28 protein-coding genes, 4 tRNA genes and 1 rRNA gene are annotated in these 25,345 nt (G+C 54.4%); all 33 read left to right on the plus strand.

Going from position 1 to position 25,345, the window contains the following annotated elements; translation table 11 throughout:
* Nucleotides 1-9: 9 nt before the first annotated feature.
* The 33 genes from rrf to rplX all read left to right on the plus strand — a co-directional run bounded on the left by rrf (nt 10) and on the right by rplX (nt 25,345).
* Nucleotides 10-125, plus strand: a 5S ribosomal RNA gene (gene rrf, locus Q6A51_RS25470).
* Nucleotides 126-259: 134 nt separating this feature from the next.
* A complete protein-coding gene (birA, locus tag Q6A51_RS25475) occupies nt 260-1,219 on the plus strand; it encodes a bifunctional biotin--[acetyl-CoA-carboxylase] ligase/biotin operon repressor BirA (RefSeq protein WP_304576023.1) in 960 nt (319 codons plus the stop codon).
* A complete protein-coding gene (locus tag Q6A51_RS25480) occupies nt 1,209-1,958 on the plus strand; it encodes a pantothenate kinase (RefSeq protein WP_304576020.1) in 750 nt (249 codons plus the stop codon). Before birA ends, Q6A51_RS25480 begins: the two co-directional genes overlap by 11 nt.
* A gap of 7 nt (nt 1,959-1,965) precedes the next feature.
* Nucleotides 1,966-2,394, plus strand: a complete 429-nt coding sequence (locus tag Q6A51_RS25485; RefSeq protein WP_201018609.1) for a hypothetical protein — start codon at nt 1,966-1,968, stop codon at nt 2,392-2,394.
* Between the two features lie 142 nt (nt 2,395-2,536).
* Nucleotides 2,537-2,621: transfer RNA gene (locus Q6A51_RS25490), tRNA-Tyr, on the plus strand.
* A 24-nt stretch (nt 2,622-2,645) separates the two neighbouring features.
* Nucleotides 2,646-2,719, plus strand: a tRNA-Gly gene (locus tag Q6A51_RS25495).
* Between the two features lie 26 nt (nt 2,720-2,745).
* Nucleotides 2,746-2,821, plus strand: a tRNA-Thr gene (locus Q6A51_RS25500).
* 168 nt (nt 2,822-2,989) lie between these two features.
* Nucleotides 2,990-3,065 (plus strand) — tRNA-Trp (locus Q6A51_RS25505).
* Between the two features lie 46 nt (nt 3,066-3,111).
* The gene (gene secE, locus Q6A51_RS25510; RefSeq protein WP_201007052.1) at nt 3,112-3,480 is read left to right on the plus strand and encodes a preprotein translocase subunit SecE; all 369 of its coding nucleotides are present in this window, start codon (nt 3,112-3,114) and stop codon (nt 3,478-3,480) included.
* Between the two features lie 9 nt (nt 3,481-3,489).
* Nucleotides 3,490-4,023, plus strand: a complete 534-nt coding sequence (gene nusG, locus Q6A51_RS25515) for a transcription termination/antitermination protein NusG (RefSeq protein WP_025262062.1) — start codon at nt 3,490-3,492, stop codon at nt 4,021-4,023.
* 118 nt (nt 4,024-4,141) lie between these two features.
* Nucleotides 4,142-4,573, plus strand: coding sequence for a 50S ribosomal protein L11 (rplK, locus tag Q6A51_RS25520; RefSeq protein WP_025262061.1), 432 nt, complete (start codon nt 4,142-4,144; stop codon nt 4,571-4,573).
* On the plus strand, nt 4,573-5,268 hold the full coding sequence (rplA, locus tag Q6A51_RS25525; protein ID WP_122318492.1) for a 50S ribosomal protein L1: 696 nt from the start codon (nt 4,573-4,575) through the stop codon (nt 5,266-5,268). The genes rplK and rplA overlap by 1 nt, the downstream gene beginning before the upstream one ends.
* A 193-nt stretch (nt 5,269-5,461) precedes the next feature.
* A complete protein-coding gene (gene rplJ / locus Q6A51_RS25530) occupies nt 5,462-5,962 on the plus strand; it encodes a 50S ribosomal protein L10 (RefSeq protein WP_122318493.1) in 501 nt (166 codons plus the stop codon).
* Nucleotides 5,963-6,040: 78 nt separating this feature from the next.
* Entirely contained in the window at nt 6,041-6,406 is a 366-nt protein-coding gene (gene rplL / locus Q6A51_RS25535) for a 50S ribosomal protein L7/L12 (protein ID WP_201007050.1), read from the plus strand.
* Between the two features lie 220 nt (nt 6,407-6,626).
* A complete protein-coding gene (rpoB, locus tag Q6A51_RS25540; protein ID WP_201007048.1) occupies nt 6,627-10,700 on the plus strand; it encodes a DNA-directed RNA polymerase subunit beta in 4,074 nt (1,357 codons plus the stop codon).
* Between the two features lie 64 nt (nt 10,701-10,764).
* On the plus strand, nt 10,765-14,964 hold the full coding sequence (gene rpoC / locus Q6A51_RS25545; protein WP_122318495.1) for a DNA-directed RNA polymerase subunit beta': 4,200 nt from the start codon (nt 10,765-10,767) through the stop codon (nt 14,962-14,964).
* A gap of 197 nt (nt 14,965-15,161) precedes the next feature.
* Complete coding sequence (gene rpsL / locus Q6A51_RS25550; protein WP_002555494.1) at nt 15,162-15,533, plus strand: 30S ribosomal protein S12; 372 nt, start codon at nt 15,162-15,164, stop codon at nt 15,531-15,533.
* 122 nt (nt 15,534-15,655) lie between these two features.
* Nucleotides 15,656-16,126 carry a 30S ribosomal protein S7 gene (gene rpsG / locus Q6A51_RS25555; protein ID WP_010490886.1) on the plus strand — a complete coding sequence of 157 codons (471 nt, stop codon included), beginning with the start codon at nt 15,656-15,658 and terminating at the stop codon, nt 16,124-16,126.
* Nucleotides 16,127-16,156: 30 nt separating this feature from the next.
* Entirely contained in the window at nt 16,157-18,259 is a 2,103-nt protein-coding gene (fusA, locus tag Q6A51_RS25560) for an elongation factor G (protein ID WP_201007046.1), read from the plus strand.
* 31 nt (nt 18,260-18,290) lie between these two features.
* Nucleotides 18,291-19,484, plus strand: coding sequence for an elongation factor Tu (gene tuf / locus Q6A51_RS25565; RefSeq protein ID WP_025262054.1), 1,194 nt, complete (start codon nt 18,291-18,293; stop codon nt 19,482-19,484).
* A gap of 140 nt (nt 19,485-19,624) precedes the next feature.
* Entirely contained in the window at nt 19,625-19,936 is a 312-nt protein-coding gene (rpsJ, locus tag Q6A51_RS25570) for a 30S ribosomal protein S10 (protein ID WP_003186070.1), read from the plus strand.
* 81 nt (nt 19,937-20,017) lie between these two features.
* A complete protein-coding gene (gene rplC, locus Q6A51_RS25575; RefSeq protein ID WP_025262053.1) occupies nt 20,018-20,653 on the plus strand; it encodes a 50S ribosomal protein L3 in 636 nt (211 codons plus the stop codon).
* Between the two features lie 12 nt (nt 20,654-20,665).
* On the plus strand, nt 20,666-21,268 hold the full coding sequence (gene rplD, locus Q6A51_RS25580) for a 50S ribosomal protein L4 (RefSeq protein ID WP_201018610.1): 603 nt from the start codon (nt 20,666-20,668) through the stop codon (nt 21,266-21,268).
* The gene (gene rplW, locus Q6A51_RS25585; RefSeq protein WP_002555488.1) at nt 21,265-21,564 is read left to right on the plus strand and encodes a 50S ribosomal protein L23; all 300 of its coding nucleotides are present in this window, start codon (nt 21,265-21,267) and stop codon (nt 21,562-21,564) included. Before rplD ends, rplW begins: the two co-directional genes overlap by 4 nt.
* Before the next feature lie 14 nt (nt 21,565-21,578).
* Nucleotides 21,579-22,403 carry a 50S ribosomal protein L2 gene (gene rplB, locus Q6A51_RS25590; RefSeq protein WP_007924198.1) on the plus strand — a complete coding sequence of 275 codons (825 nt, stop codon included), beginning with the start codon at nt 21,579-21,581 and terminating at the stop codon, nt 22,401-22,403.
* Nucleotides 22,404-22,419: 16 nt separating this feature from the next.
* The gene (gene rpsS / locus Q6A51_RS25595) at nt 22,420-22,695 is read left to right on the plus strand and encodes a 30S ribosomal protein S19 (RefSeq protein WP_002555486.1); all 276 of its coding nucleotides are present in this window, start codon (nt 22,420-22,422) and stop codon (nt 22,693-22,695) included.
* A gap of 13 nt (nt 22,696-22,708) precedes the next feature.
* Nucleotides 22,709-23,041, plus strand: coding sequence for a 50S ribosomal protein L22 (rplV, locus tag Q6A51_RS25600; RefSeq protein WP_002555485.1), 333 nt, complete (start codon nt 22,709-22,711; stop codon nt 23,039-23,041).
* 13 nt (nt 23,042-23,054) lie between these two features.
* On the plus strand, nt 23,055-23,741 hold the full coding sequence (rpsC, locus tag Q6A51_RS25605) for a 30S ribosomal protein S3 (RefSeq protein ID WP_025262051.1): 687 nt from the start codon (nt 23,055-23,057) through the stop codon (nt 23,739-23,741).
* A gap of 12 nt (nt 23,742-23,753) precedes the next feature.
* Nucleotides 23,754-24,167, plus strand: a complete 414-nt coding sequence (rplP, locus tag Q6A51_RS25610; protein ID WP_025262050.1) for a 50S ribosomal protein L16 — start codon at nt 23,754-23,756, stop codon at nt 24,165-24,167.
* Nucleotides 24,167-24,358, plus strand: a complete 192-nt coding sequence (gene rpmC / locus Q6A51_RS25615; RefSeq protein ID WP_002555481.1) for a 50S ribosomal protein L29 — start codon at nt 24,167-24,169, stop codon at nt 24,356-24,358. Before rplP ends, rpmC begins: the two co-directional genes overlap by 1 nt.
* Before the next feature lie 2 nt (nt 24,359-24,360).
* Nucleotides 24,361-24,627, plus strand: a complete 267-nt coding sequence (gene rpsQ / locus Q6A51_RS25620) for a 30S ribosomal protein S17 (RefSeq protein WP_002555480.1) — start codon at nt 24,361-24,363, stop codon at nt 24,625-24,627.
* A 23-nt stretch (nt 24,628-24,650) separates the two neighbouring features.
* Complete coding sequence (gene rplN / locus Q6A51_RS25625; protein ID WP_002555479.1) at nt 24,651-25,019, plus strand: 50S ribosomal protein L14; 369 nt, start codon at nt 24,651-24,653, stop codon at nt 25,017-25,019.
* A gap of 11 nt (nt 25,020-25,030) precedes the next feature.
* On the plus strand, nt 25,031-25,345 hold the full coding sequence (rplX, locus tag Q6A51_RS25630) for a 50S ribosomal protein L24 (RefSeq protein WP_002555478.1): 315 nt from the start codon (nt 25,031-25,033) through the stop codon (nt 25,343-25,345).

Consider the following 25,345-nt stretch of genomic DNA (forward strand, 5'->3'; position numbering starts at 1 on the left):
ACCGAATTTCTTGACGATCATAGAGCATTGGAACCACCTGATCCCATCCCGAACTCAGTAGTGAAACGATGCATCGCCGATGGTAGTGTGGGGTTTCCCCATGTGAGAGTAGGTCATCGTCAAGATTAAAATTCAGAACCCCCGTCTGCGAAAGCAGGTGGGGGTTTTGTCTTTTATGGATCGAAAAACGCCTTTTCGTTTCTATGCATCCCAGGCTTGCGTGGCTATTATGCGTGCCTCATTGCTAGGCGATATTTACATGATGACCTTGTTAAGGCTTCTTGCTGATGGCGAGTTTCACTCGGGGCAGGTTTTGGGTGATGTGCTCGGAGTCAGCAGAAGCGCCGTCTGGAAGCGGCTTCAACAGCTTGAGGCTGAGTTAGGTGTTGAGGTGCATAAAGTGCGTGGCCGTGGTTACCGGCTCGCCAACCCTATCTCTCTTCTGGACTCGTCTTCCATATCGCAAATGGGGCTTCCTGCTGGCTGGTCTGTTCATGTTGCCGGCTCAATCGACTCTACAAATGCCGAGGCGGTCCGCCTGATTGGTCAGGGAGCGGCTATGCCTATGCTTGTCCTGGCAGAGAGGCAGATAGCTGGAAGAGGACGGCGTGGTCGTAAATGGGTTAGCCCTTTTGGTGAAAACCTGTATTACAGCCTGGCGTTACGTATTGACGGCGGGATGCGCCAGCTTGAAGGTCTTAGCTTGCTTGTCGGGCTTGCTGTCATGCAGGTCTTGCGTGAGTCAGGGGTCAAGGGGGCGGGGCTTAAATGGCCAAATGATGTTCTTGTAGGTAAGCACAAGATCGCCGGTATTCTTCTTGAACTGATCGGAGATCCCGCGGATGTATGCCATGTGGTAATCGGGATCGGGGTCAATGTGAACATGCAGTCCTCTCCTGATGTGGATCAATCCTGGACATCTTTACGTCTGGAGACTGGTGCGCTTTCCGATCGCAACGGCCTGGCTGTCCGTTTAAGCCAGAAGCTTGATGCTTTGCTCGCATTGCACCGCGAGCAGGGATTTTCAGCGTTTCAGGCTGAGTGGGAGCAGGGGCATTTATGGCAGGGGTGCGCTGTTACGCTGCTCTCTGGTGTCGAGGTGGTCGAGGGTGTTGTCTTGGGTGTCGATGTGCTTGGTGCGTTGCGTCTCGATGTAGGAGGCGTGGAGAAAAGCTTTAGTGGTGGTGAGCTCAGCCTGAGGTTGCGTGATGATACTTGAACTCGACTGTGGGAATAGCTTCATCAAATGGCGTGTAATTGATGTGGGAGGTGTTGCGCGATTTGCTGGTGGTGTCGTGGATTCTGATAGCGCGCTGCTGGAGCACTTGCTTCACCTCCCTGGATTGAAACTGAGTGCCTGTCGCCTGGTCAGCGTTCGTAGCGCTGAAGAGACTGAGAAGCTGGTTTCTGCCCTTGTTCAGGGCTTTGCGATTCAGCCTGTCTGTGCTGCTCCCGCGAAGGAGCTGGCAGGTGTTGTGAATGGCTATGACGATTACGAGCGTTTGGGGCTCGATCGCTGGCTTGCCTTCGTCGGGGCTTATCATATTGTCCGAAAGGCGTGCCTGGTCATTGATCTTGGCACTGCTGTTACCTCCGACTTCGTGGATTCAGGCGGCCAGCACCTGGGCGGCTTCATATGTCCGGGTATGCCGTTGATGCGCAACCAGTTGCGCACTCACACGCGACGTATTCGATACGGTGATGCGGCGGCGGAGCGTGCGTTGGTCAGCTTTGTTCCAGGGCGCGCAACCTCTGAGGCGGTGGAGCGGGGCTGCTCCTTGATGTTGCGAGGCTTTGCCCTGACGCAGCTCGATCTGGCGCGGAGCTATTGGGGGGATGATTTTTGTGTCTTCGTAACTGGCGGCGACTCCGGGCTGGTTGAGGATGTGCTTGCTGATGTTCGAGTGGTGCCAGACCTGGTTTTCGTTGGCCTGGCTCTGGCCTGTCCGTTGCGCTGAGGTTTTTATGCGTTGGCTATTCCTTTTGCTGTTGATGCTGAATGCCTTTTACTACATCTGGCATCAGCAGGAGGCTCCCTTGCGTGCCAAGGAGGTTCTTCCTCTGTCGTTGTACCGTGCTCCCCAGCAGGATATTCGATTGCTCAGTGAGTCTGATCTGGGGCATGCCTCTCGTGAGGCAGAAACCAGCTGTCTTTATCTAGGGGGCTTCCCGCGTCAGGAGGAGGCGCGTGCTGTCGAGCAGCGTCTCAATAGCCTGGATATACAGTCGCAGTTTCAGGTCTTGCCGTCGGCTGGTGTAGCTGGCTATTGGCTCAGGATTTCACCGGAGAGCCGACGTCTGGTCGGTGATGCTGTCGTCAATCAGTTGCTCCAGGATTTCCCGCAATTAAAAAACAAAATAATGTCTTGTGAAGGCATTGCAACTGCAGATTAGTTTGCATAGAATGGCGCCCGCTTCGCAGTGAGGTGCAAACCTCGAAAGTGAAGCAGCAGTAGTCAACGCATGTAACCTCAGGTTTTTAATGAGAAAAAGGTTGACAGAAGGGCAGTAAGCATTGAGAATGCTGCCTCGCTTAGGAGGGGTTCCCGAGCGGCCAAAGGGATCAGACTGTAAATCTGACGTCTACGACTTCGAAGGTTCGAATCCTTCCCCCTCCACCATATTTAGCGCGAGCTGCAAGTTGTGCGGGTATAGTTTAGTGGTAGAACCTCAGCCTTCCAAGCTGATGATGCGGGTTCGATTCCCGCTACCCGCTCCATGTTTGCGGTTCTTGCAAAGTGTTTTGCTCTTGTAGCTCAGTTGGTAGAGCACACCCTTGGTAAGGGTGAGGTCAGCGGTTCAAATCCGCTCAAGAGCTCCATTGCTAAAGGCAGATATGAAAATATCTGCCTTTGTTTTAAGTGGCTTCACTCTTGATGTGTTGCGCTTGAAGCTTTCGGTGTTATCGGCAGTATCTGCTGGTGAGGCTGAATGAGGTGTTGAAAAACTCTTGTCGGGTCCGCATAATGGTCGGCCTGATTTTGCTTTTAGGTCAGTAGCTCAATTGGCAGAGCGACGGTCTCCAAAACCGTAGGTTGGGGGTTCGATTCCCTCCTGACCTGCCAGATTCCCTAGATGTAATCTGGCTTTCTTTTCACAGGATCTCCGTAGATGAATCCCAAGGCTGAAGCATCAGACTCTCGCTTTGACTCGCTGAAATGGCTCTTGGTAGTCGCTTTGGTTGTCGTTGGTGTTGTCGGTAATCAGTATTACTCGTCGGCCCCGATTCTGTATCGTGTTCTTGTGCTTCTGGCAATTGCTGCTGTTGCTGCGTTTGTTGCTCTTCAAACCGGAAAAGGCAAGGCCTTCTTTGTTCTTGCAAAGGAAGCGCGCGCAGAGATCCGTAAAGTCGTATGGCCTACTCGCCAAGAGACCACGCAGACCACTTTGATTGTGGTGGCTGTTGTGTTGGTCATGGCGTTGCTGTTGTGGGGGCTTGACTCCCTGCTCGGCTGGCTTGTTTCCTTGATAGTTGGCTAAGGGTGTCCCGTGGCTAAGCGTTGGTACGTAGTGCATGCTTACTCGGGTTACGAGAAGCATGTAATGCGCTCGTTGATCGAGCGTGTGAAGCTGGCAGGCATGGAAGATGGCTTCGGCGAAATTCTGGTTCCCACTGAAGAAGTGGTTGAGATGCGTAATGGCCAGAAACGCAAAAGCGAGCGTAAATTCTTCCCAGGTTATGTGCTTGTCCAGATGGAAATGAATGAGGGTACTTGGCACTTGGTCAAGGACACTCCTCGCGTCATGGGTTTCATCGGCGGTACTGCTGATAAGCCAGCTCCAATCACCGACAAAGAGGCAGAAGCAATTCTGCGTCGCGTTGCTGATGGCAGCGATAAGCCGAAGCCAAAAACACTGTTCGAGCCAGGTGAAGTTGTTCGCGTCACCGACGGCCCGTTTGCTGATTTTAATGGCACGGTCGAAGAAGTTAACTACGAAAAGAGCCGTATCCAAGTGGCGGTGCTCATTTTCGGACGTTCTACTCCGGTAGAACTAGAGTTCAGTCAGGTCGAAAAGGCATAACTGAGCTGGAATCCCATACCCCGCAGCCTAAGGCTGTGGGGTTTTTTCGTCACTGGGATATACGTGTAAGTAGCCGGGGAGCCTTTATTGGCGTTTGAACCCGTAATTGGAGTGCCTCATGGCCAAGAAGATAACCGCATACATCAAGCTGCAAGTGAAAGCCGCTCAGGCTAACCCTAGCCCGCCAGTTGGTCCTGCTCTGGGTCAGCACGGTGTGAACATCATGGAATTCTGTAAAGCATTCAACGCCCGTACTCAGGGTCTTGAGCCAGGCTTGCCGACTCCAGTGATCATCACTGTATACAGCGACCGTAGCTTCACTTTTGAAACAAAAAGTACCCCTGCCTCTGTTCTGCTGAAGAAAGCTGCAGGCTTGACCAGCGGCTCGGCTCGCCCGAACACCGTTAAAGTTGGCACCGTGACTCGTGCTCAACTGGAAGACATCGCTAAAGCAAAAAGCGCTGATCTGACAGCTGCAGACCTGGAAGCGGCCGTGCGTACCATCGCCGGTTCCGCTCGTAGCATGGGCCTTAACGTGGAGGGTGTGTAATGGCTAAGTTGACCAAACGTCAAAAGGCAATCGCTAGCAAGCTGGAAGCTGGCAAGGTCTACAACTTCGTAGACGCTGCTGCTCTGCTGACCGAGCTGTCTACCGTCAAGTTCAGCGAGTCTGTAGACGTTGCTGTTAACCTGGGCGTTGACCCTCGTAAGTCTGACCAGGTTGTTCGTAGCGCAACCGTTCTGCCGCACGGTACCGGTAAAACCGTACGTGTTGCTGTCTTCACCCAAGGCCCGGCTGCTGAAGCTGCTCTGGCTGCTGGTGCTGACCGCGTTGGTATGGACGATCTGGCTGCCGAAATGAAAGCTGGCGACCTGAACTACGACGTAGTTATTGCTTCTCCTGATGCAATGCGCGTTGTTGGTCAATTGGGTCAGGTTCTGGGTCCACGTGGCCTGATGCCTAACCCGAAAGTCGGTACCGTTACTCCTGACGTCGCTAACGCTGTCAAGAACGCCAAGGCTGGTCAGGTTCGTTATCGCACCGACAAAAACGGCATTATCCACACTTCCGTTGGCAAGGTCGGTTTCGACGCAGTCAAGCTGAAGGAAAACGTTGAAGCTCTGATCGCTGATCTCAAGCGCATCAAGCCAGCTTCCTCGAAAGGCATTTATGTCAAGCGCGTTACCCTGAGCACCACCATGGGCCCAGGTCTGGTCATCGACCAGGGTTCTCTGGACGCGTAAGACAGACGTAACACATTTTTGTGTTACTAAAAATTGGGGTCCCTGCCTGGCGGGGGCTATCCAAGACCGTAGGCGACGCAAGTCTTAAACCACAAGCCTACGCAGATGGTGCTCCCGGTTCCTTACCGAATCAGACACCAAAACGACATCCGGCTCCGGCCAGATGAAACGGTAACAAGCAGGAGTTAAACCCGTGGCAATTAAACTCGAAGACAAGAAGGCCATCGTCGCTGAAGTCAACGAGGCTGCCAAAGTCGCTCTGTCTGCTGTCGTGGCTGATGCCCGTGGCGTGACAGTAGGCGCAATGACCGGACTCCGTAAAGAGGCTCGTGAAGCTGGCGTATACGTACGTGTCGTACGTAACACCCTGCTCAAGCGCGCTGTTGAAGGTACTGATTACAGTGTCCTCAATGACGCGTTCACAGGCCCGACCTTGATCGCATTCTCCAACGAGCATCCAGGCGCTGCTGCGCGTTTGTTCAAAGAGTTTGCGAAAGGTCAGGACAAGTTCGAGATCAAGGCAGCTGCGTTCGAGGGCAAGTTCCTCGCAGCTAATCAGATCGACGTACTGGCAACCTTGCCGACCCGTGACGAAGCAATTTCCCAGCTGATGAGCGTGATTCAAGGCGCTACCAGCAAATTGGCTCGTACTCTGGCGGCTGTTCGCGACCAGAAAGAAGCTGCCGCAGCCTAAGGCTGAGCATTTTCTCTCGCGTATTTTTGTTTATTTCGATGGTCGCGTAGGCCGTCCCCCAATTCAGGAATTAGATTCATGTCTATCTCTCAAGACGATATCCTCAACGCAGTAGCCGAGATGTCCGTTCTGCAGGTTGTTGAGCTGATCAAAGCTTTCGAAGAAAAATTCGGCGTAACTGCTGCCGCTGCTTCGGCTGGTCCAGCTGTTGCTGCTGCTGTTGTTGAAGAGCAAACCGAATTCAACGTCATGCTGGTTGAAGCTGGCGAGAAGAAAGTTAACGTAATTAAAGCTGTTCGTGAACTGACCGGTCTGGGCCTGAAAGAAGCCAAGGCAGTCGTTGACGGCGCTCCAGCCCTGGTTCTGGAAGCAGTAGCAAAAGACGCTGCTGACAAAGCCAAAGCTGCTCTGGAAGAAGCAGGCGCCAAAGTCGAGCTGAAATAAGCATCGATTTTGAACGTCCAGCCCACGCGTTAAGCGAAAGGCTGATGGCTGGTGGCTTTTGCCACCGGCCTTTTTCCGTTACAGACGATTGGCTTTGCCAGCGTCCATAACGTGCAAGTACCACCAAGATGGTGGCGCAAACCAAGGGGTTTGCACGATTTTCTGGCTGCTTCCGTCGGGAGGGAGCCAAACAAGCAGGTGACCAAGCTGGGGAACGCTGATGGCTTACTCATATACTGAGAAAAAACGTATCCGCAAGGACTTTAGCAAGTTGCCGGACGTAATGGATGTGCCGTATCTACTGGCCATCCAGCTGGATTCGTATCGCGAATTCCTGCAGGCGGGAGCGACCAAAGATCAGTTCCGCGACGTCGGTCTGCATGCAGCCTTCAAATCCGTTTTCCCGATCATCAGCTACTCCGGCAATGCTGCGCTGGAGTATGTAGGTTATCGCTTGGGCGAACCGGCATTTGATGTCAAAGAGTGCGTGCTGCGCGGTGTGACTTACGCTGTACCTCTGCGAGTCAAGGTCCGTCTGATCATTTTCGACAAAGAGTCGTCGAACAAAGCGATCAAGGACATCAAAGAGCAAGAAGTCTACATGGGTGAAATCCCCCTGATGACTGAGAACGGTACCTTCGTAATCAACGGTACCGAGCGTGTAATCGTGTCCCAGCTTCACCGTTCGCCAGGCGTATTCTTCGACCACGATCGTGGCAAGACGCATAGCTCCGGCAAGCTGCTGTACTCCGCTCGCATCATTCCTTACCGTGGTTCGTGGCTGGACTTCGAGTTCGATCCGAAAGACTGCGTATTCGTCCGTATCGACCGTCGTCGCAAGCTGCCTGCTTCCGTATTGCTGCGCGCCCTTGGTTATACAACCGAGCAAGTGCTTGATGCGTTCTACACCACCAACGTTTTCCATGTTCGCGGTGAAAGCCTGAGCCTGGAGCTGGTGCCTCAGCGCCTGCGTGGTGAAATTGCTGTCCTCGATATCCAGGATGGCAACGGCAAGGTTATTGTCGAGCAAGGTCGCCGTATTACCGCTCGTCACATCAATCAGCTGGAAAAAGCCGGGATCAAAGAGCTGGAAGTGCCACTGGACTACGTCCTGGGCCGCACTACCGCCAAGGTCATCGTGCATCCTGCGACTGGTGAAATCATCGCTGAATGCAACACCGAACTGAACACCGAAATCCTGGCAAAAATCGCCAAGGCCCAGGTTGTCCGGATCGAGACTCTGTACACGAACGACATCGATTGCGGTCCGTTCATCTCCGACACATTGAAGATCGACTCCACCGGCAACCAACTGGAAGCCCTGGTCGAAATCTATCGCATGATGCGTCCTGGTGAGCCACCAACCAAAGATGCCGCTGAAACACTGTTCAACAACCTGTTCTTCAGCCCAGAGCGCTACGATCTGTCTGCTGTAGGTCGCATGAAGTTTAACCGTCGTATCGGTCGCACCGAGATCGAAGGTTCGGGCGTACTGTGCAAAGAAGACATCGTTGCCGTTCTGAAGACTCTCGTCGACATCCGTAACGGTAAAGGCATTGTCGATGACATCGACCACCTCGGTAACCGTCGTGTTCGTTGCGTTGGCGAAATGGCCGAGAACCAGTTCCGTGTCGGTCTGGTCCGCGTAGAGCGTGCTGTCAAAGAACGTCTGTCCATGGCAGAAAGTGAAGGCCTGATGCCTCAGGACCTGATCAACGCCAAGCCTGTCGCAGCGGCAGTCAAGGAGTTCTTCGGTTCCAGCCAGCTTTCCCAGTTCATGGACCAGAACAACCCGCTTTCCGAGATTACCCACAAGCGTCGTGTTTCTGCACTCGGCCCTGGTGGTCTGACTCGTGAGCGCGCCGGCTTTGAAGTTCGTGACGTACACCCGACTCACTATGGTCGCGTATGTCCGATTGAAACACCGGAAGGTCCGAACATCGGCCTGATCAACTCCCTGGCAGCCTATGCCCGTACCAACCAGTATGGTTTCCTTGAGAGCCCGTACCGTGTTGTGAAGGAAGGTCTGGTAACCGACGAAATCGTTTTCCTTTCGGCAATCGAAGAAGCGGACCACGTCATTGCACAGGCTTCGGCCGCAATGAACGACAAGCAGGAACTGATTGACGAGCTGGTAGCCGTTCGTCACCTGAATGAATTCACCGTCAAGGCGCCTGCCGACGTAACCCTGATGGACGTTTCGCCCAAGCAGGTAGTTTCGGTCGCAGCTTCCCTGATTCCGTTCCTCGAGCACGACGACGCCAACCGTGCGTTGATGGGTTCGAACATGCAGCGTCAGGCTGTACCAACCCTGCGTGCCGACAAGCCGCTGGTCGGTACCGGCATGGAGCGCAACGTTGCCCGTGACTCCGGCGTTTGTGTCGTGGCTCGTCGTGGCGGTGTGATCGACTCGGTTGATGCAAGCCGCATCGTTGTGCGTGTTGCCGATGACGAAGTTGAAACGGGCGAGGCGGGTGTAGATATCTACAACCTGACCAAGTACACCCGCTCCAACCAGAACACCTGCATCAACCAGCGTCCGCTGGTGAGCAAGGGTGATCGCGTTCAGCGCAGCGACATCATGGCTGACGGTCCGTCCACCGATATGGGTGAACTGGCTCTGGGTCAGAACATGCGCATCGCGTTCATGGCCTGGAACGGTTTCAACTTCGAGGACTCCATCTGTCTGTCCGAGCGTGTAGTTCAGGAAGATCGTTTCACCACGATCCATATCCAGGAACTGACTTGCGTTGCTCGTGACACCAAGCTTGGCCCAGAGGAAATCACGGCTGACATCCCGAACGTGGGTGAAGCTGCTCTGAACAAGCTGGACGAAGCCGGTATCGTTTATGTCGGTGCTGAAGTAGGCGCTGGCGATATTCTGGTAGGCAAGGTCACCCCTAAAGGTGAAACCCAGCTGACTCCAGAAGAAAAACTGCTGCGCGCCATCTTCGGTGAGAAAGCCAGCGACGTTAAAGACACTTCCCTGCGCGTACCTACCGGTACCAAGGGTACTGTCATCGACGTACAGGTCTTCACCCGTGATGGTGTTGAGCGTGACGCTCGCGCACTGTCCATCGAGAAGTCGCAACTCGACGAGATCCGCAAGGATCTGAACGAAGAGTTCCGTATCGTCGAAGGCGCTACTTTCGAGCGTCTGCGTGCTGCTCTGGTTGGTCGCGTAGTTGAAGGCGGTGCTGGCCTGAAGAAAGGTCAGGAAATCACCGATGAAGTTCTCGACGGTCTTGAGCATGGTCAGTGGTTCAAGCTGCGCATGGCTGAAGATGCTCTGAACGAGCAGCTTGAGAAAGCCCAGGCTTACATCGTTGATCGTCGTCGCCTGCTCGATGACAAGTTTGAAGACAAGAAACGCAAGCTGCAGCAGGGTGATGACCTTGCTCCAGGCGTTCTGAAAATCGTCAAGGTCTACCTGGCAATCCGTCGTCGCATCCAGCCGGGCGACAAGATGGCCGGTCGCCACGGTAACAAGGGTGTGGTCTCCGTGATCATGCCGGTTGAAGATATGCCGCACGATGCCAACGGCACACCTGTGGATATCGTCCTCAACCCGCTGGGCGTACCTTCGCGTATGAACGTTGGTCAGATTCTCGAAACCCACCTGGGCCTTGCGGCCAAAGGTCTGGGCGAGAAGATCAATCGCATGCTCGAAGAACAGCGTAAAGTTGCTGAGTTGCGCAAGTTCCTCAACGAGATCTACAACGAAATCGGCGGTCGCCAGGAAAGTCTGGATGACCTCTCCGACAAGGAAATCCAGGATCTCGCGAAGAACCTTCGCAATGGCGTACCTATGGCTACTCCGGTTTTCGACGGTGCCAAAGAGCGTGAAATCAAGGCAATGCTCAAACTGGCAGACATGCCAGAAAGCGGCCAGATGCAACTGTTTGACGGTCGTACCGGCAACAAGTTTGAGCGCGCTGTAACAGTTGGCTACATGTACATGCTGAAGCTGAACCACTTGGTGGACGACAAGATGCACGCGCGTTCCACTGGTTCTTACAGCCTGGTTACCCAGCAGCCGCTGGGTGGTAAGGCGCAGTTCGGTGGTCAGCGTTTCGGGGAGATGGAAGTGTGGGCGCTGGAAGCATACGGCGCAGCGTACACTCTGCAAGAAATGCTCACAGTGAAGTCGGACGATGTGAACGGTCGTACCAAGATGTACAAAAACATCGTGGACGGCGATCACCGTATGGAGCCGGGCATGCCCGAGTCCTTCAACGTGTTGATCAAAGAAATCCGTTCGCTCGGTATCGATATCGATCTGGAAACCGAATAACACGTGACGCGAATCGGGAGTGGTGCCGTATGGCCCGCTCCCTGCTCCGCCAGGAGGGAAAGCCTTGAAAGACCTACTGAATTTGCTGAAAAACCAGGGTCAAGTCGAAGAGTTTGACGCGATCCGTATCGGGTTGGCGTCGCCTGAGATGATCCGCTCGTGGTCGTTCGGTGAAGTTAAAAAGCCGGAAACCATCAACTACCGTACGTTCAAGCCTGAGCGTGACGGTCTGTTCTGCGCCAAGATCTTTGGCCCGGTCAAGGATTACGAGTGCTTGTGCGGAAAGTACAAGCGCCTGAAGCACCGTGGCGTCATCTGCGAGAAGTGCGGCGTTGAAGTTGCACTGGCAAAAGTTCGTCGTGAGCGTATGGCTCACATCGAGCTGGCTTCGCCGGTTGCCCACATCTGGTTCCTGAAGTCCCTGCCGTCCCGTATCGGCCTGCTGATGGACATGACCCTGCGTGATATCGAGCGCGTTCTCTATTTCGAGAGCTATGTCGTTATCGATCCGGGCATGACTACCCTTGAAAAAGGTCAGTTGCTGAACGACGAGCAGTACTTTGAAGCGCTGGAAGAGTTCGGTGATGATTTCGATGCCCGCATGGGTGCTGAAGCTGTCCGTGAACTGCTGCACGCTATCGATCTGGAGCACGAGATTGGCCGTCTGCGTGAAGAAATTCCGCAAACCAACTCCGAAACCAAAATCAAGAAGCTTTCCAAGCGTCTGAAGCTGATGGAAGCCTTCCAGGGCTCGGGCAACCTGCCTGAGTGGATGGTTCTGACCGTTCTGCCGGTTCTGCCGCCAGATCTGCGTCCATTGGTTCCGCTGGATGGCGGTCGTTTCGCGACTTCCGACCTCAACGATCTGTATCGTCGAGTGATCAACCGTAACAACCGTTTGAAGCGCCTGCTGGATCTGTCTGCTCCGGACATCATCGTGCGCAACGAAAAGCGTATGTTGCAGGAAGCTGTCGATGCGCTGCTCGACAACGGCCGTCGCGGTCGTGCAATCACCGGTTCCAACAAGCGTCCTCTGAAATCCCTGGCTGACATGATCAAGGGTAAGCAGGGTCGTTTCCGTCAGAACTTGCTCGGTAAGCGTGTTGACTACTCTGGTCGTTCGGTAATTACCGTTGGTCCGACCCTGCGTCTGCACCAGTGCGGTCTGCCTAAGAAAATGGCTCTCGAGCTGTTCAAGCCGTTCATTTTCGGCAAGCTGGAAATGCGTGGCCTGGCTACGACCATCAAAGCTGCCAAGAAAATGGTCGAGCGCGAGCTGCCAGAGGTTTGGGACGTTCTCGCTGAAGTGATCCGCGAACACCCGGTCCTGCTCAACCGTGCGCCAACTCTTCACCGTCTGGGTATCCAGGCGTTTGAACCGGTTCTGATCGAAGGTAAGGCTATCCAGCTGCACCCGCTGGTCTGTGCTGCGTACAACGCCGACTTCGACGGCGACCAGATGGCTGTTCACGTACCGCTGACGCTGGAAGCCCAGCTTGAAGCGCGTGCGCTGATGATGTCGACCAACAACATCCTTTCGCCAGCGAACGGTGAGCCAATCATCGTTCCTTCGCAGGACGTTGTATTGGGTCTGTACTACATGACTCGTGAAGCGATCAACGCCAAGGGCGAAGGTCGTGTGTTTGCGGATCTGCAGGAAGTCGACCGCGTATTCCGCGCCGGCGAAGCTGCTCTGCACGCCAAGGTGAAAGTCCGTATCCATGAAACGGTCAACGATCGTGATGGCGGCAGCGTCAAGAACACCCGTATCGTCGACACCACTGTCGGCCGTGCGTTGCTGTTCCAGGTAGTTCCGGCCGGCCTGTCCTATGACGTCGTCAACCAGCCGATGAAGAAAAAGGCGATCTCCAAGCTGATCAACCAGTGCTACCGCGTGGTTGGTCTGAAAGAGACCGTTATTTTCGCTGACCAGCTGATGTATACCGGTTTTGCCTATTCGACCATTTCGGGTGTTTCGATCGGTGTTAACGACTTCGTTATCCCGGATGAAAAAGCTCGCATCATCGATGCTGCTACCGAAGAAGTTAAAGAGATCGAAAGTCAGTACGCCTCGGGCCTGGTAACTCAGGGCGAGAAGTACAACAAGGTGATCGACCTCTGGTCCAAGGCCAACGATGAAGTCTCCAAGGCGATGATGTCGAACCTCTCGAAAGAGAAGGTTGTCGACCGTCACGGTGAGACTGTTGACCAGGAATCGTTCAACTCGATGTACATGATGGCTGACTCCGGTGCCCGGGGTTCTGCTGCCCAGATCCGTCAGCTGGCCGGTATGCGTGGTCTGATGGCCAAGCCGGACGGCTCGATCATCGAGACGCCGATCACTGCGAACTTCCGTGAAGGCTTGAGCGTACTTCAGTACTTCATCTCGACTCACGGTGCTCGTAAAGGTCTTGCGGATACCGCGTTGAAAACCGCGAACTCCGGTTACCTGACTCGTCGTCTGGTAGACGTTGCCCAGGATCTGGTCGTTACCGAAGTTGATTGCGGTACCGAACATGGCCTGCTGATGACTCCGCACATTGAAGGCGGTGACGTTGTTGAGCCTCTGGGTGAGCGCGTTCTGGGTCGAGTTATCGCCCGTGACGTATTCAAGCCGGGTACCGAAGACGTCATCGTTCCTGCCGGTACGCTGGTAGATGAGAAGTGGGTAGAGTTCATCGAGCTGAACAGCATCGACGAAGTTATCGTTCGCTCGCCAATCAGCTGCGAAACCCGCTACGGCATCTGTGCCAAGTGCTACGGTCGTGACCTGGCTCGTGGTCATCAGGTCAACATCGGTGAAGCTGTCGGCGTAATCGCTGCTCAGTCGATCGGTGAGCCTGGTACCCAGCTGACAATGCGTACGTTCCACATCGGTGGTGCTGCAAGCCGGACCTCCGCTGCTGACAGCGTTCAGGTCAAGAACGGCGGTACTGTTCGCCTGCACAACCTGAAACACGTTGAGCGAGTGGATGGTCACCTGGTTGCCGTGTCGCGTTCCGGTGAGCTGGCCATCGCTGATGACTTCGGTCGTGAGCGTGAGCGTTACAAGCTGCCTTACGGTGCTGTGATTTCGGTGAAGGAAGGCGATAAGGTCGACGCTGGTTCGATCGTGGCCAAGTGGGATCCGCACACCCACCCAATCGTTACCGAAATGAAAGGTACCGTGACCTACGTGGGCATGGAAGAAGGCATCACGATCAAGCGTCAGACAGACGAATTGACCGGTATGACCAACATTGAAGTTCTTGATGCCAAGGACCGTCCAGCTGCCGGTAAAGACATTCGTCCTGCCGTGAAGATGGTTGGTCTGGATGGCAAGGATCTGCTGCTGCCAGGTACCGACGTACCGGCTCAGTACTTCCTGCCAGCCAACGCCCTGGTCGGCGTGGCGGACGGTGCGCAGATCGCGATCGGTGATGTTATCGCTCGTATTCCGCAAGAAACTTCCAAGACCCGTGACATCACCGGTGGTCTGCCGCGTGTTGCCGACTTGTTCGAAGCTCGTCGTCCGAAAGAGGCGTCGATCCTTGCTGAAGTCAGCGGTACCATCGCGTTCGGTAAAGAGACCAAGGGCAAGCGTCGCCTGGTCATCACCCCGAACGACGGTAGCGATCCGTACGAAGAGCTGATCCCGAAATGGCGTCACCTGAACGTCTTCGAGGGTGAGCAGGTCAACCGTGGTGAAGTTATTTCCGACGGTCCTAGCGATCCGCACGACATCCTGCGTCTGTTGGGTGTCAGCGCTCTCGCCAAGTACATCGTCAACGAGATCCAGGACGTTTATCGTCTGCAAGGCGTGAAGATCAACGACAAGCACATCGAGACCATTCTGCGTCAGATGCTGCGTAAAGTTGAGATCGCCGAGTCTGGCGATTCCAGTTTCATCAAGGGCGACCAGATGGAGCTGACTCACGTTCTGGTAGAGAACGAGCGTCTGAGCACGGAAGACAAGTTTGTCTCCAAGTTCACTCGTGTATTGCTGGGTATCACCAAAGCTTCCCTGTCCACCGAGTCGTTCATCTCCGCGGCCTCCTTCCAGGAGACAACCCGCGTACTGACCGAAGCGGCAGTGACCGGCAAGCGTGACTACCTGCGCGGCCTGAAGGAAAACGTAGTCGTGGGTCGTCTGATCCCGGCTGGTACCGGTCTGGCGTACCACAGCGAGCGTAAGCGTCGCCGTGATATCGACAAGCCGTTGCGTGTCAGTGCGAGCGAAGTAGAAGCCGCTCTGACTGAAGCGTTGAACTCCAGCGGTAATTAAGAGTAAAGCCTCGGCATTTTCCTCCGGCAGCCACAGTATTCAGCTGTGGTCGCTGGAGGAAGAGGTCGGGGCTTTGTCTTGACTGGGGGCAGGATCCTCTTTAGACTCTTGTACCCCTAAATTTGGCGGGGCTTGCGCCCTGTCATTTGCTTTTCTTGTAAGACAATAGCGTCGCAAGACAACAGTGGAGCTAGTAGATGGCAACTATCAACCAGCTGGTACGTCAGCCGCGTAAGCGTATCGTCGAGAAATCCGACGTGCCTGCGCTGCAGAACTGCCCGCAACGTCGCGGTGTGTGCACTCGTGTGTATACCACCACGCCGAAAAAACCTAACTCGGCATTGCGTAAAGTCTGCCGTGTGCGCCTGACCAACGGTTTCGAGGTTTCCTCGTACATCGGTGGTGAAGGTCACAACCTGCAAGAACACAGCGTGGTACTGATCCGTGGCGGTCGTGTAAAAGACTTACCAGGTGTTCGTTATCACACCGTTCGTGGTTCTTTGGATACTTCCGGCGTTAAAGGTCGTAACCAGGGTCGCTCGAAATACGGTACCAAGAAGCCTAAGTAGTATTAGGCTTCTGTTTGAATTTGCAGATTTCTATTTTTCTGAGTCGATAAGAGTAAGGTCGGACGCATTCCTCTGGGGATGGTGGTTCCGAGCTAACCTGAAGACCGTTTGAGGGCTTATCCATGCCAAGAAGACGCGTAGCAGCCAAGCGCGAAGTGCTTGACGATCCAAAATACGGAAGCCAAATCCTGGCCAAGTTCATGAACCACGTGATGGAAAGCGGCAAGAAAGCCGTTGCCGAGCGTATCGTTTATGGCGCGCTGGACAAGGTTAAAGAACGCAAGAACAGCGACCCCCTGGAAATCTTCGAGAAAGCTCTCGACGCCATCGCTCCGCTGGTCGAAGTGAAGTCGCGCCGTGTAGGCGGTGCTACTTACCAGGTTCCGGTTGAAGTTCGTCCGTCCCGTCGTAATGCATTGGCAATGCGCTGGCTGGTAGACTTCGCGCGCAAGCGTGGCGAAAAGTCTATGGCTCTGCGTTTGGCTGGCGAACTGTTGGACGCCGCTGAAGGTAAAGGTGCTGCAGTTAAGAAGCGTGAAGACGTGCACCGTATGGCTGAAGCTAACAAAGCTTTCTCGCACTACCGCTTCTAATTCCGGCGTCACTAATTTTGCGAGGGCTTTATGGCTCGTACTACTCCGATTAACCGCTACCGTAACATCGGTATCGTTGCTCACGTGGATGCTGGTAAAACCACGACCACCGAGCGCGTCCTTTTTTACACTGGCGTAAACCACAAGATGGGCGAGGTGCATGATGGCGCCGCGACCATGGACTGGATGGTGCAAGAGCAGGAGCGGGGTATTACCATTACTTCCGCTGCAACCACAGCCTTCTGGGCTGGTTCTGCCAAGCAATTCGACAAGTATCGCTTCAACATCATCGATACCCCCGGCCACGTTGACTTCACTATTGAAGTAGAGCGTTCGCTGCGTGTTCTCGACGGTGCTGTCGTGGTTTTCTGCGGTACTTCGGGCGTTGAGCCTCAGTCGGAAACCGTATGGCGTCAAGCCAACAAATACGGCGTTCCGCGTCTTGTTTATGTAAACAAGATGGACCGTGCTGGTGCGAACTTCCTGCGCGTGATCGGTCAGATCAAGCAGCGTCTGGGTCACACTCCAGTGCCAATCCAGTTGGCTATCGGTGCAGAAGACAATTTCCAGGGTCAGATCGATCTGATGACCATGGAAGCTGTTTACTGGGATGATGCTGACAAGGGTATGGCTGCTCGTCGCGAAGCGATCCCTGCTGAGCTGCAGGAATTGGCTGAAGAGTGGCGCAGCAACATGGTTGAAGCTGCTGCTGAAGCCAGCGAAGAGCTGATGAACAAGTACCTCGAGGGCGAAGAGCTTTCCATCGAGGAAATCAAGGGCGCACTGCGTCAGCGTACAATCGCTGGTGAAATCGTTCTTGCTGTTTGCGGTTCTTCCTTCAAGAACAAGGGTGTTCCCCTGGTTCTCGACGCCGTTATCGACTACCTGCCGGCGCCAGTCGACATTCCTGCCATCAAGGGTTCCGATCCGGATGACGAGACTGTTGAGATGGAGCGTCATGCAGACGACAACGAGCCGTTCTCGGCTCTGGCGTTCAAGATCGCTACCGACCCATTCGTGGGTACCTTGACCTTTGCTCGCGTTTACTCGGGCGTGTTGAGCTCCGGCGACGGCGTTATCAACTCGGTAAAAGGCAAGAAAGAGCGCGTGGGTCGTATGGTGCAAATGCACGCAAACACCCGTGAAGAGATCAAGGAAGTACGCGCTGGCGACATCGCGGCCCTGATTGGCATGAAGGACGTCACCACTGGTGATACCCTCTGCTCCGCTGAAAAGCCAATCATCCTGGTTCGCATGGACTTCCCGGAGCCGGTTATTTCGGTTGCCGTTGAGCCAAAAACCAAGGATGACCAGGAAAAAATGGGTATCGCTCTGGGCAAACTTGCTCAGGAAGACCCGTCTTTCCGCGTCAAGACTGATGAAGAGACTGGTCAAACGATCATCTCTGGCATGGGCGAATTGCACCTGGACATCCTGGTTGACCGGATGCGCCGTGAGTTCAACGTCGAAGCCAACATCGGTAAACCACAGGTTTCCTATCGTGAGAAGATCACGAAGGCTTGTGAGATCGAAGGCAAGTTCGTTCGTCAGTCCGGCGGTCGTGGTCAGTTTGGCCATTGCTGGATCCGTTTTGCCCCTGCTGATGAAGGTCAGGAAGGTCTGCAATTCGTGAACGAAGTAGTGGGTGGTGTTGTTCCTAAGGAATACATCCCGGCTATCCAGAAGGGTATCGAAGAGCAGATGAAGAACGGTGTTGTTGCCGGCTATCCGCTGATCGGCCTGAAGGCTACCGTTTTCGATGGTTCTTACCACGACGTCGACTCCAACGAGATGGCGTTCAAGGTGGCGGCCTCCATGGCGACCAAGCAACTGGCTACCAAAGGTGGCGGTGTTGTTCTTGAGCCGATCATGAAGGTTGAAGTTGTAACACCTGAGGACTACATGGGTGACGTGATGGGTGACCTGAACCGTCGTCGTGGTCTGATCCAGGGTATGGAAGATACGGTTTCCGGCAAGGTTATCCGCGCCGAAGTTCCGTTGGGTGAGATGTTCGGTTATGCAACCGACGTCCGCTCCATGTCTCAGGGTCGCGCGAGCTACTCTATGGAATTCTCCAAATACTCCGAAGCTCCGTCGAATGTCGTCGAAGCTATCGTTAAAAAACAAGGCTGATTCAGCCCCTTTAGGCTAGGAGTTCACTGTCGTGGCTAAAGAAAAATTTGAACGTAACAAACCGCACGTCAACGTTGGCACCATCGGTCACGTTGACCACGGTAAAACCACTCTGACCGCTGCTCTGACTCGCGTTTGCTCCGAAGTTTTCGGTTCCGCAAAGGTTGACTTCGACAAGATCGACAGCGCCCCGGAAGAGAAAGCTCGTGGTATCACCATCAACACCGCTCACGTTGAATACGATTCGTCCGTGCGTCACTACGCACACGTTGACTGCCCAGGTCACGCTGACTACGTAAAAAACATGATCACTGGTGCTGCTCAGATGGACGGCGCTATCCTGGTTTGTTCGGCTGCTGATGGTCCGATGCCACAAACTCGTGAGCACATCCTGCTGTCCCGTCAGGTTGGCGTTCCGTACATCGTTGTCTTCCTGAACAAGGCTGACATGGTTGACGACGCTGAGCTGCTGGAACTGGTTGAGATGGAAGTGCGCGATCTGCTGAGCACTTACGACTTCCCGGGCGACGACACTCCGATCATCATCGGTTCGGCTCTGATGGCTCTGAACGGCCAAGACGACAACGAAATGGGTACTTCGGCTGTCAAGAAGCTGGTTGAGACTCTGGACAGCTACATCCCAGAGCCTGAGCGCGCTATCGACAAGCCGTTCCTGATGCCAATCGAAGACGTATTCTCGATCTCCGGTCGCGGTACTGTTGTAACTGGTCGTGTTGAGCGTGGCATCATCAAGATCCAGGAAGAAGTAGAAATCGTAGGTCTGCGCGACACTACCAAAACTACTTGCACTGGCGTTGAGATGTTCCGCAAGCTGCTGGACGAAGGCCGTGCTGGTGAGAACTGCGGCGTTCTGCTGCGTGGCACCAAGCGTGACGACGTTGAGCGTGGCCAGGTTCTGGTCAAGCCAGGCACCGTCAAGCCGCACACTCAGTTCGAAGCTGAAATCTACGTTCTGAGCAAAGAAGAAGGCGGTCGTCACACTCCGTTCTTCAAAGGCTACCGTCCACAGTTCTACTTCCGTACTACCGACGTAACTGGTAGCTGCGAACTGCCGGAAGGCGTTGAGATGGTAATGCCAGGTGATAACGTGAAAGTTTCCGTTACCCTGATCAAGCCAATCGCAATGGAAGACGGTCTGCGTTTCGCTATCCGTGAAGGCGGTCGTACCGTCGGCGCTGGCGTCGTAGCCAAAATCATCGCTTAAGCGTTGATTCAAGAAAAAGCCTCCGCTTGCGGGGGCTTTTTTATTGGGTTGACACTCTGTTAGCTCGTCTATAGAATTGCGCCTCCTTTTAACGGGCGTATTGCGCTCGGTGGGAACAGCAATCTGGAGTCTGAAATCCAATGCAAAATCAGCAAATCCGTATCAGGTTGAAGGCTTTTGACCATCGCCTGATCGACCAATCAACCCAGGAAATCGTGGAAACCGCGAAACGTACTGGTGCTCAGGTGCGTGGTCCAATTCCACTGCCGACCCGTAAAGAGCGGTTCACCGTTCTGGTTTCCCCGCACGTCAACAAAGACGCGCGCGACCAGTACGAGATCCGCACTCATAAGCGCGTTCTGGACATCGTCCAGCCAACGGATAAAACCGTTGATGCTCTTATGAAGCTTGATCTTGCGGCCGGTGTGGAAGTGCAGATCAGCCTCGGCTAAGACTCGGGTCTTAGTCGTGTAACGCTCTGAAATGGGCGGCCATAGCGGGTGAAAGCCCCGTACACTCATGAGGTTTACAACATGACTATTGGTGTAGTCGGTCGTAAATGCGGTATGACCCGTATTTTCACCGAAGAAGGTGTCTCCATTCCGGTCACGGTCATTGAGATCGAGCCGAATCGCGTCACTCAGTTCAAAACCGAAGAAACCGATGGCTATCGTGCAGTGCAAGTCACTGTCGGCGAGCGTCGCGCTTCGCGTGTTACAGCTGCTCAAGCTGGCCACTTCGCCAAGGCGAATGTAGCTGCTGGTCGCACTGTTCTTGAGTTCCGTCTTGAAGAAGGCGAATACAAGGCTGGCGATCTGATCAACGCTGAAATCTTCGCTGCTGGTCAACTGGTTGATGTAACCGGTCAGTCCAAAGGTAAGGGTTTCCAGGGTACGATCAAGCGCTGGAATTTCCGTGGCCAGGATAACACCCACGGTAACTCCGTATCCCACCGCGTCCCAGGCTCTATCGGCCAGTGCCAGACTCCTGGTCGTGTATTCAAGGGCAAAAAAATGTCCGGTCATATGGGCGCTGAGCGCGTGACCGTGCAGTCCCTCGAAGTAGTGCGCGTGGACGCTGAACGCAATCTGTTGTTGGTCAAGGGCGCTGTTCCTGGCGCTACTGGCGGCAATCTGGTTGTACGTCCAGCAGCCAAGGCTCGCGGTTAAGGGGAAGCTGACATGCAATTAAATGTAAATGACGCTCAAGCAATCGAAGTTTCCGAACTGACATTTGGCGGCGAATTCAACGAGACACTGGTGCACCAGGCAGTCGTAGCCTACATGGCTGGCGGTCGTCAGGGCAGCAAGCAGCAAAAGACCCGTTCCGACGTTTCCGGTGGCGGCAAGCGCCCATGGCGTCAGAAGGGTACTGGTCGCGCTCGTGCCGGTACTATCCGTAGCCCAATCTGGCGTGGCGGCGGTACCACTTTCGCAGCACGTCCTCAGGACCACAGCCAGAAACTCAACAAGAAGATGTATCGCGCTGCTCTGCGTTCCATCCTTGGCGAGCTGGTTCGTACTGAACGTCTGGTCGTGGTTCAGGACTTCGCTGTTGAAGCACCGAAAACCAAAGATCTGCTGAACAAGCTGAATGGCATGGGTCTGACTGATGTTCTGATCGTGTCTGACGCTGTTGACCAGAATCTGTACCTGGCTGCTCGTAACCTGCCTCACGTCGACGTACGTGATGTTCAAGGTTCCGATCCAGTTAGTCTGATCGCATACGACAAAGTGTTGATCACTGTGTCGGCCGTGAAGAAATTCGAGGAGCTGCTGGGATGAACCAGGAACGCGTATTTAAAGTTCTACTTGGCCCGCACGTTTCCGAGAAGGCCACGGTTCTGGCTGACAAGAAAGGCCAGTTCGTTTTCAAGGTTGCTACTGATGCAACCAAGCTGGAAATCAAGAAGGCCGTCGAAAGCCTGTTCAGCGTGAAAGTAGAGCGTGTTACTACCCTGAATGTTCTGGGTAAGAGCAAGCGCACTGCTCGCGGTCTGGGCAAGCGTAATGACTGGAAGAAGGCAGTTATCTCCCTTCAGCCAGGCCAAGATCTCGATTTCAGCAGCAGTGCTGAGTAAGGAAGGGGTGCATCATGGCAATCGTTAAATGCAAACCGACTTCCCCTGGCCGCCGTTTTGTGGTCAAGGTGGTCAATCAGGAGCTGCATAAAGGCGCTCCTCACGCACCGCTGCTCGAGAAAAAATCGAAGTCTGGTGGTCGTAACAACAATGGCCGTATCACTACACGTCACGTGGGTGGTGGTCATAAGCAGCACTATCGTTTGGTTGACTTCCGTCGCAACGACAAAGATGGCATCGCTGCCACTGTCGAGCGTATCGAATACGATCCAAACCGTACTGCTCACATCGCTCTGCTGCTGTACGCAGATGGCGAGCGCCGCTACATCATCGCCCCTAAAGGCGTGAGTGCTGGCGACCAGCTGATTGCTGGTGCTTTGGCTCCAATCAAGCCGGGCAACGCTCTTCAATTGCGCAACATTCCAGTTGGTAGCACCGTACACGGCATCGAACTGAAGCCAGGTAAAGGCGCACAGATCGCTCGTTCCGCTGGTGCTTCTGCACAGCTGATCGCTCGTGAAGGCGTGTACGTTACCCTGCGTCTTCGCTCCGGTGAAATGCGCAAAGTACTGGCTGAGTGCCGTGCAACGCTTGGCGAAGTCTCGAACTCCGAGCACAGCCTGCGTTCCCTGGGTAAAGCTGGTGCCAAACGCTGGCGTGGCGTTCGCCCAACCGTTCGTGGTGTTGCCATGAACCCGGTTGACCACCCACATGGTGGTGGTGAAGGTCGTACCTCTGGTGGTCGTCATCCGGTATCGCCGTGGGGCTTCCCGACTAAGGGCGCGAAGACTCGTGGTAATAAGCGTACCGACAAAATGATCGTCCGTCGTCGCAAGTAAATAGAGGGATACGACAGTGCCACGTTCTCTGAAAAAAGGTCCTTTTATTGATCTTCACCTACTGAAGAAGATCGAAGTGGCGGCGGAAAAGAACGATCGCAAACCAGTGAAAACCTGGTCGCGTCGTTCGATGATCCTGCCACAAATGGTCGGTCTGACCATTGCTGTGCATAACGGTCGTCAGCATGTTCCAGTTCTCGTGAACGAAGACATGGTCGGCCATAAACTGGGCGAGTTTGCCGGTACCCGCACTTATCGTGGGCACGTGGCAGACAAGAAAGCCAAGCGTTAAGGGGTAAGGAACGATGGAAGTAGCCGCTAAGTTGTCGGGCGCTCGAATCTCCGCCCAGAAAGCCCGCTTGGTCGCCGACCAGATCCGCGGGAAGAAGGTGGGCGAAGCGCTCAACCTGTTGGCTTTCAGCAGTAAGAAAGCCGCCGAGATCCTGAAGAAAGTGCTGGAGTCGGCTGTAGCCAACGCCGAGCATAACGAAGGCGCAGACGTTGATGACCTGAAGGTCTCCACCGTTTTCGTCAACGAAGGGCGTTCGCTGAAGCGCATCATGCCACGTGCCAAAGGCCGTGCTGATCGCATCGTCAAGCGGTCTTGCCATATCACTGTCAAGGTCGCTGACAAGTAACGGAGTCGAAGAGATGGGTCAGAAAGTACATCCCATTGGCATTCGCCTGGGAATCGTCAAGGAGCACACCTCCGTCTGGTACGCAGACGGTCGCACTTACGCAGACTACCTGCTGGCAGATCTGCAGGTGCGTGAGTACCTCCAAGACAAACTAAAAAGCGCGTCCGTAAGCCGTATCGATATCCATCGTCCGGCTCAGACAGCACGCATCACCATCCACACCGCTCGTCCAGGTATCGTTATCGGGAAGAAAGGTGAAGATGTTGAGAAACTGCGTCAGGACCTGACCAAGCAAATGGGTGTGCCTGTGCACATCAATATCGAAGAGATCCGCAAGCCGGAGCTCGACGGTATGCTGGTTGCGCAGAGCGTAGCTCAGCAGCTGGAGCGCCGCGTAATGTTCCGTCGCGCTATGAAGCGCGCTGTACAGAACGCCATGCGCATTGGTGCCAAAGGCATCAAAATCCAAGTGAGCGGTCGTCTCGGCGGTGCTGAAATCGCACGTACTGAATGGTATCGCGAAGGTCGTGTGCCACTGCACACCCTGCGTGCCGACATCGACTATGCCAACTACGAAGCTCACACCACTTATGGTGTGATCGGTGTAAAGGTTTGGATCTTCAAAGGCGAAGTAATTGGTGGTCGCCAAGAAGAACTGAAACCACAAGCACCAGCGCCTCGTAAAAAAGCTGCTAAGTAAGGGGTACGCCAAATGTTGCAACCAAAGCGTACGAAGTTCCGCAAGCAAATGACTGGCCACAACCGTGGTCTGGCATTGCGCGGTAGCAAAGTCAGCTTCGGCGAGTTCGCGCTGAAGTCTGTTGCTCGTGGTCGTCTCACCGCTCGTCAGATCGAGTCAGCGCGTCGTGCACTGACACGTCACGTTAAACGTGGCGGCAAGATCTGGATCCGTGTATTCCCGGACAAGCCTATTTCCAAAAAGCCCCTCGAAGTTCGTATGGGTAAAGGTAAGGGTAACGTCGAGTACTGGGTTGCCCAGATTCAGCCAGGCAAAGTCCTGTATGAAATCGAGGGTGTTACTGAAGAGCTGGCGCGTGAGGCTTTCGCCCTGGCTGCTGCAAAGCTGCCGCTCGCCACCTCCTTTGTTAAGCGGACGGTGATGTGATGAAAGCGAATGAACTTCGTGAAAAATCAGCACAGCAGCTGAACGAGCAACTGCTCGGCCTGCTGCGCGACCAGTTCAATCTGCGTATGCAGAAAGCAACTGGCCAGTTGGGGCAGTCTCACCTGCTCTCGCAAGTTAAGCGTGACATCGCTCGCGTGAAGACTGTGCTCAACCAGCAGGCAGGTAAGTAATCATGGCTGAAGCCGAAAAAACCGTCCGTACGCTGACTGGCCGTGTTGTCAGCGACAAGATGGACAAGACCATCACCGTTCTGATTGAGCGTCGCGTCAAGCACCCAATCTACGGTAAATACGTTAAGCGTTCGACTAAGCTGCACGCGCACGACGAAACCAATCAGTGCCATATCGGCGACAAGGTCACTATTCGTGAAACTCGTCCGGTAGCCAAGACCAAGTCTTGGGCGTTGGTTGATATCCTCGAACGCGCTGTGGAAGTCTAAGGACTAGGGGTCGGAGAAATTATATGATTCAGACTCAATCCATGCTCGATGTGGCCGATAACAGCGGCGCTCGCCGCGTTATGTGCATCAAGGTGCTGGGTGGCTCCCATCGTCGTTACGCTGGTATCGGTGACATCATCAAAGTGACCGTCAAGGAAGCAATTCCGCGCGGTAAGGTGAAAAAAGGCCAAGTGATGACTGCTGTTGTAGTCCGCACTCGCCACGGTGTTCGTCGTGCAGACGGCTCCATCATCCGCTTCGATGGCAACGCTGCTGTTCTGTTGAACAACAAGCAAGAGCCGATCGGTACCCGTATCTTTGGGCCAGTGACCCGTGAACTTCGTACTGAGAAGTTCATGAAGATCGTCTCGCTCGCCCCAGAAGTACTGTAAGGAGATCCGACATGCAAAAGATTCGTCGTGACGACGAGATCATCGTGATCGCCGGCAAAGACAAAGGTAAGCGCGGTAAGGTGCTCAAGGTTCTCGCTGATGACCGTCTGGTCGTTGGTGGGATCAACCTGGTGAAGCGTCATACCAAGCCAAACCCGATGTCGGGCGTACAGGGCGGTATCGTCGAGAAAGAAGCGCCACTGCACGCTTCCAACGTCGCCATTTTCAACGGCGCAACCAACAAGGCTGACCGCGTTGGTTTCAAAGTTGAAGACGGCAAGAAAATTCGTGTCTTCAAGTCGACCCAAAAAGCGGTTGATGCTTGA

It is taken from the genome of Pseudomonas serbiensis (genome assembly GCF_030580745.1).
Taxonomy (GTDB): domain Bacteria; phylum Pseudomonadota; class Gammaproteobacteria; order Pseudomonadales; family Pseudomonadaceae; genus Aquipseudomonas; species Aquipseudomonas serbiensis.